Genomic DNA, 6221 nt, shown 5'->3' on the forward strand with positions numbered 1-6221 from the left:
CTCGCGGGGATCGTCGACGTTCTCCCTCACCCGCCCGCACAGGGCAGGCACCTCCCCCCGCGGGCCGCCCCGGCCGCGGGGCGGGGGGCGGGGCCGTCCCTGCTGGCCATTCCAGTCTGCGCCCGGGCCGGGGCCCGGTCACCTCGGGTGGCCGGGCCCCGGGGCCGTCGCCGGGCCGTCAGCCCTCGGTGCGGGCCACACCGATCGGGCAGGAGGCGCCGGTGCCGCCGAGGCCGCAGTAGCCGTTGGGGTTCTTGGCGTCGGAGAGGTACTGCTGGTGGTACGGCTCGGCCGGGTAGAACGGGCCGGCCGGTGCGATCTCGGTGGTGATCGGGCCGAGGCCGAGCGCCATCAGGGCCGGCTGGAAGGCGTCCCTGGTGGCCGTCGCGGCGGCGGCCTGGGAGGGGGAGTGGGTGTAGACGGCGGAGCGGTACTGGGTGCCGACGTCGTTGCCCTGGCGGTTGCCCTGGGTCGGGTCGTGCGCCTCCCAGAAGGTCTTCAGCAGCCGCTCGTAGGAGACCACCGCCGGGTCGAACACCACCCGGACCGCCTCGGTGTGCCCGGTCAGCCCGCTGCACACCTCGTCGTACGTCGGGTTCGGCGTGTGGCCGCCCTGGTAGCCGACCAGCGTCGTCCAGACGCCGGGCACCCGCCAGAACGTGCGCTCGGCGCCCCAGAAGCAGCCCAGCCCGAAGTCGGCGACCTCCAGGCCCTCCGGGTACGGGCCGGCCAGCGGGTTCCCGAGGACGGTGTGCGGCTCGCGCAGGGCGAAGGCCGGCGACTCCCGGCCGGGCAGGGCCTGGGCGGCCGGGACGAGCGAGGTCTTGTGGCGGTTGAACAGCACGGCCTGCTCCATCGGGGTAGGGAGGGTTGCGCAGGGTTCAACGCGGGGAGGCGCCGCCCCATTCCGTCCCGCCATTCCGGCGGGCGCCCGGGCGAACGGCCACTACGCTCGACCTATGACCGAGCACCAGCTTCCCCAGGGCTTCGAGACCCTCGCCATCCACGCGGGTCAGGAGGCAGACCCCCAGACCGGGGCCGTCGTCACGCCGATCTACCAGGTGTCCACCTACAAGCAGGACGGGGTGGGCGGCCTGCGGGGCGGTTACGAGTACAGCCGCAGCGCCAACCCGACCCGCACGGCGCTGGAGGAGTGCCTCGCGGCGCTGGAGGGCGGCGCCCGCGGCCTCGCCTTCGCCTCCGGCCTCGCCGCCGAGGACACCCTCCTGCGCACCATCCTCAAGCCGGGCGACCACATCGTGATCCCCAACGACGCCTACGGCGGCACCTTCCGGCTGTTCGCCAAGGTGCTGACCCGCTGGGGCGTCGAGTTCTCCGTCGCCAACACCCAGGACCTGGCCACCGTCCGCGCCGCGCTGCGGCCCAACACCCGCGCGGTCTGGGTGGAGACCCCGTCCAACCCGCTGCTGGGCATCACCGACCTGGCTGCGCTCGCCGAGATCGCGCACGGCCACGGCGCGCTGCTGGTGGTCGACAACACCTTCGCCAGCCCGTACCTGCAGCAGCCGATCTCGCTCGGCGCGGACGCGGTCGTGCACTCCACCACCAAGTACATGGGCGGCCACTCGGACGTCGTCGGCGGTGCGCTGGTGCTGGCCGACGCGGCCCTCGGCGAGGAGGTGGCCTACCACCAGAACGCGATGGGCGCCGTCTCCGGGCCGTTCGACGCCTGGCTGGTGCTGCGCGGCATCAAGACGCTGGGCGTCCGGATGGACCGCCACAGCGCCAACGCCGAGCGGGTCGCCGAGCTGCTGGCGAGCCACCCCAAGGTCAGCCAGGTGTTGTACCCGGGCCTGCCCGAGCACCCCGGCCACGACATCGCGGCCAAGCAGATGAAGGCCTTCGGCGGCATGGTGTCGTTCCGGGTCGCGGGCGGCGAGGAGGCGGCGGTCGAGGTCTGCAACCGGGCGCGGCTGTTCACCCTCGGCGAGTCGCTCGGCGGCGTGGAGTCGCTGATCGAGCACCCGGGCCGGATGACCCACGCCTCCGCGGCCGGCTCGCCGCTGGAGGTCCCGGCCGACCTGGTCCGGGTGTCCGTCGGCATCGAGTCGATCGACGACCTGCTGGCCGACCTCAAGCAGGCGCTCGGCTAAGGGCGCTCACTCGCCGGCGAAGGCGCCCGAGGGCGTGGCCGCTACGGCTGGTGGCCGTGCCGGTCCGCGGTGTAGGACTCCATCGCGAGGTTGAAGCGGGCCAGCAGCGCGCAGAACGCGTGCTGTTCCTCCGGGTGCCAGCCGGCCACCAGGCGGCGGGTCAACTCGGCTCTGCCGTCGCGGACTTCGCACAGCCGGTGGGCACCGAGCGGGGTCAGCGCGAGGCGCACGGCGCGACGGTCGGCCGGGTCCTGGACCCGGCCGACCAGCCCGGCCGCCACCAGCGGGGCGACCTGGCGGGTCACCGTGGAGGAGTCCACGCCGAGCGCGTCGGCCAGTGCCTTGACGTTGGCCGGCCCGTGCCGCTCCAGGCGGTCGAGCAGCAGGTAGGCGGCCCGGTCCAGCGCGCCGAGGCCGTCGGAGGTCCGGACCTGTTCCATCCGGCGGGCGAACACCGCTAGCTGGTACTGGAGTTGGCTGTGCACGGGGTCGGTGCGGTCGGTGGCCTGGGGCGAGGTCGTCGTCATCGCGGCTCACGATCGTCGTGCGGTGAGGGAGGCTCAGAAGCAGCAGATTACGCGGGCGGGGCTGGCCCGGGAACAGTCCCGGCATGCCGGATTGCCGGCCGCCGCCGCCGTAGGCTGGCGGTATGCGCAACCTGCCGATCACCCTCGACGACGTCCGCGGGGCCCAGAAGATGCTGGCCGGGGTCGCCCGGGTGACCCCGATGGAGGGCAGCCGCCACCTGTCGTCGCTGATCGGCGCGCCGGTCCACCTGAAGTGCGAGAACCTCCAGCGCACCGGCTCGTTCAAGCTGCGCGGGGCGTACGTGCGGATCGCGGGACTCACGCCGGTGCAGCGGGCCGGCGGAGTGGTCGCGGCGAGCGCCGGGAACCACGCCCAGGGGGTGGCGCTGGCGGCCTCGCTCCTGGGCGTCCGCTCGACCGTCTTCATGCCGGTGGCCGCGCCGCTGCCGAAGGTGGCGGCGACCCGCGACTACGGCGCCGAGGTCCGGCTGCACGGCAGCACGGTGGACGAGGCGCTGCAGGCCGCGCAGCAGTACTCGGAGACGACCGGCGCGGTCTTCATCCACCCCTTCGACCACTGGGACGTGGTCACCGGCCAGGCCACCGTGGGCCTGGAGATCCTGGAGCAGTGCCCCGAGGTGCGGACCATCCTGGTCGGCGTGGGCGGCGGCGGGCTGCTGGCCGGGATCGCGGCGGCGGTCAAGCCGCTGCGGCCGGACGTGCGGGTGGTCGGCGTGCAGGCGGCGGGCGCCGCCGCGTACCCGCCCTCGCTGGCCGCCGGGCGGCCGGTGTCACTGGAGCGCTTCGCCACGATGGCGGACGGGATCATGGTCGGCCGCCCGGGGGACATCCCGTTCGAGGTGGTCAACATGCTGGCGGACGGGATCCGGACGGTCTCCGAGGACGCGCTGGCGCGGGCGCTGCTGCTCGGCCTGGAGCGGCTGAAGCTCGTCGTCGAACCGGCCGGGGCGGCCCCGATCGCGGCGCTGCTGGAGCAGCCGGGCACCTTCGACGGCCCGGTGGTGGCCGTCCTGTCGGGCGGCAACATCGACCCGCAGCTGATGCAGCGGGTGCTGCGGCACGGGCTGGCGGCGGCCGGGCGCTACCTGTCGCTGCGGGTGCGCCTCGCCGACAAGCCGGGCGCGCTGGCGGACCTGCTGGGCGTCCTGACCAGGGTGGACGCGAACGTGCTGGACGTCGCGCACGTGCGGACCGACCCGCGGCTCGGGCTGACGGAGGTCGAGGTCGACCTGCACCTGGAGACCAAGGGGCCGGAGCACTGCGCGGTGGTGGTCGGCGAGCTGCGGGACGCGGGGTACGTCGTCGGCGCCTGAGGGTGCTCCGGCGGCCGCGGGGGCGGGTCTTTGAAATCCCTTGACGCGATATATCGTGAGCTGCCAGACTCGCGATACATCGCGTTCCCTGTCCATGGGCGAAAACCGAGTCGCCCGCGTTGCCGCACTCGGGGCACAGTGGGACAGATCGCCCATTTCGTCCGAGGAGATGAGGCAGGCCATGGCGCCAGCCATCCAAGCCGAGAACCTGGTGAAGACCTTCGGCGACGTACGAGCCCTCGACGGCGTCAGCCTGGACGTCCCCGAGGGCACGGTGCTCGGGCTGCTCGGCCCCAACGGCGCCGGCAAGACGACCACCGTGCGCGTCCTCACCACCCTGCTGCAACCGGATTCCGGGCGGGCCGTGGTCGCCGGGGTCGACGTGCTCAAGCACCCCAACCGGGTCCGCAGCCTGATCGGCCTCTCCGGTCAGTACGCCGCCGTCGACGAGTACCTGACCGGCTTCGAGAACCTCCAGATGGTCGGCGAGCTCTACCAGATGACGGCGCGTGACGCGAAGGCCCGCGCGCTGGAGCTCCTGGAGTGGTTCAACCTCACCGAGGCCAAGGACCGCACCGCCAAGACGTACTCGGGCGGCATGCGCCGGCGCCTCGACCTCGCCGCCGCGCTGGTCGTCCGGCCGCCGGTGATGTTCCTCGACGAGCCGACCACCGGCCTCGACCCGCGCAACCGGCTCGCGCTCTGGGAGGTCATCGAGACCCTGGTCGAGCAGGGCACCACGCTGCTGCTCACCACCCAGTACCTGGAGGAGGCCGACCGCCTCGCCCACGACATCGCCGTGGTCGACCACGGCCGGGTGATCGCCCGCGGCACCGCCGACCAGCTCAAGGCGCAGATCGGCGGCGAGCGCATCGAGGTCGTCGTGCACCGCGCCGACGACGTCCCCGCGGCGGTCGCGGCGCTGTCCGGCTACGCGCTCGGCGAGCCCGCGGTCGAGCGCAACACCCGGAGGATCACCGTCCCGGTCAGCGGCGGCGCCCGGGTCCTCGCGGACGCGATCCGCGAGCTCGACGCCCGCTCGATCGAGATCGACGACATCGGCCTGCGCCGCCCGACCCTGGACGACGTCTTCCTGACGCTCACCGGGCACGTCGCCGAGTCCGCGGACGACGAGAACGGCGCGGGCGCCAAGGGCCGCGGCAAGGGCGGGCGCGGCAAGGGCGGGGCCGGCGGGGACGGCGGCGAGGGCCGGGACGAGCAGGCCGTCGCGGCCGGAACGGAGCGCTGAGATGACGACCGCCACCGAGCACGCGATCGGCGGGGCGGTGCCCCGCCAGCGCCGGGGTCTCTCCGCGACCCTGCACGACTCCTGGGTCGTCGCCAAGCGCAACCTGCGCCGGATGTCGCGGATCCCGGAGATCGTGGTCTTCGGGCTCATGCAGCCCGTCATGTTCGTGCTGCTGTTCTCCTACGTCATGGGCGGCGCGATCCAGATCCCCGGGACGCAGGCCAGCTCCAACTCCTACATCCAGTTCCTGATGGCCGGCATCTTCGCCCAGACCGTCACGTTCGCGACCGCCGGGGCCTCGGCCGGCATCGCGGAGGACATGACCAAGGGCCTGGTGGACCGGTTCCGCTCGCTGCCGATGGCCCGCTCGGCGGTGCTGGTCGGGCGCACCCTGGCCGACCTGGTCCAGACGGCGTTCACCGTGATCGTGCTGGCCCTGGTCGCGCTGGCGGTCGGCTGGCGGATCCACGACGGGATCCTGAAGGCGCTCGGCGCGTTCGTGCTGCTGCTCCTGCTCGGCTACGCCTTCTCGTGGATCGGCGCGCTGATCGGCCTGTCGGTGCGCAGCCCGGAGGCGGCCACCTCGGCCGGTCTGATCTGGCTGTTCCCGCTGACCTTCGTGTCCAACGCGTTCGTGCCGGTCAGCTCGATGCCGGGCTGGCTGCAGGGCGTCGCGTACTGGAACCCGTTCAGCGCCACCGTGCAGGCCTGCCGGGACCTCTTCGGCAACCAGGTCGGGCCGGTGGACAGCGCCTGGCCGATGCAGCACGCGGCGCTGGTGTCGCTGGCCTGGTCGGTGCTGATCACGGCGGTGTTCTCGTGGCTGTCGGTGCGCAAGTACCGCTCGGCCGCGGGCTGATCGCCGTCCGGACGTGCCGAAGGGGGGGCGGGGGGCGGGGCCCGCCCCCCCCCCCGGGGCGGGGGGGCGGGGGGGGGGGTGGGGGGCGGGGGAGAGACGCGGCGGGGGGGCGCGAGTGAGAAGAGCTACACCGGCCCC

6 protein-coding genes are annotated in these 6221 nt (G+C 73.7%); 4 read left to right on the forward strand and 2 right to left on the reverse strand.

From position 1 onward, the window contains the following. Positions 1-178: 178 nt before the first annotated feature. A complete protein-coding gene (gene msrA / locus ACFV4G_RS18530) occupies positions 179-856 on the reverse strand; it encodes a peptide-methionine (S)-S-oxide reductase MsrA (RefSeq protein WP_380441548.1) in 678 nt (225 codons plus the stop codon). Between the two features lie 103 nt (positions 857-959). On the opposite strand from msrA, the gene ACFV4G_RS18535 reads away from it, so the two are divergent. After that, positions 960-2114 carry a cystathionine gamma-synthase gene (locus ACFV4G_RS18535; protein WP_329927399.1) on the forward strand — a complete coding sequence of 385 codons (1155 nt, stop codon included), beginning with the start codon at positions 960-962 and terminating at the stop codon, positions 2112-2114. Between the two features lie 41 nt (positions 2115-2155). Here ACFV4G_RS18535 and ACFV4G_RS18540 read toward each other — a convergent pair whose 3' ends face one another. After that, entirely contained in the window at positions 2156-2641 is a 486-nt protein-coding gene (locus tag ACFV4G_RS18540; RefSeq protein ID WP_380441551.1) for a MarR family winged helix-turn-helix transcriptional regulator, read from the reverse strand. Between the two features lie 122 nt (positions 2642-2763). On the opposite strand from ACFV4G_RS18540, the gene ilvA reads away from it, so the two are divergent. The 3 genes from ilvA (at position 2764) to ACFV4G_RS18555 (ending at position 6083) form a co-directional block, all read left to right on the forward strand. Then, the gene (ilvA, locus tag ACFV4G_RS18545; RefSeq protein ID WP_380441553.1) at positions 2764-3975 is read left to right on the forward strand and encodes a threonine ammonia-lyase; all 1212 of its coding nucleotides are present in this window, start codon (positions 2764-2766) and stop codon (positions 3973-3975) included. 181 nt (positions 3976-4156) lie between these two features. Then, the gene (locus ACFV4G_RS18550; protein WP_380441555.1) at positions 4157-5224 is read left to right on the forward strand and encodes an ATP-binding cassette domain-containing protein; all 1068 of its coding nucleotides are present in this window, start codon (positions 4157-4159) and stop codon (positions 5222-5224) included. Between the two features lies 1 nt (position 5225). Continuing rightward, positions 5226-6083, forward strand: a complete 858-nt coding sequence (locus tag ACFV4G_RS18555; RefSeq protein ID WP_380441557.1) for an ABC transporter permease — start codon at positions 5226-5228, stop codon at positions 6081-6083. The last annotated feature ends 138 nt before the right edge of the window (positions 6084-6221 follow it).

The organism is Kitasatospora sp. NPDC059747 (assembly GCF_042732955.1).
Taxonomy (GTDB): domain Bacteria; phylum Actinomycetota; class Actinomycetes; order Streptomycetales; family Streptomycetaceae; genus Kitasatospora.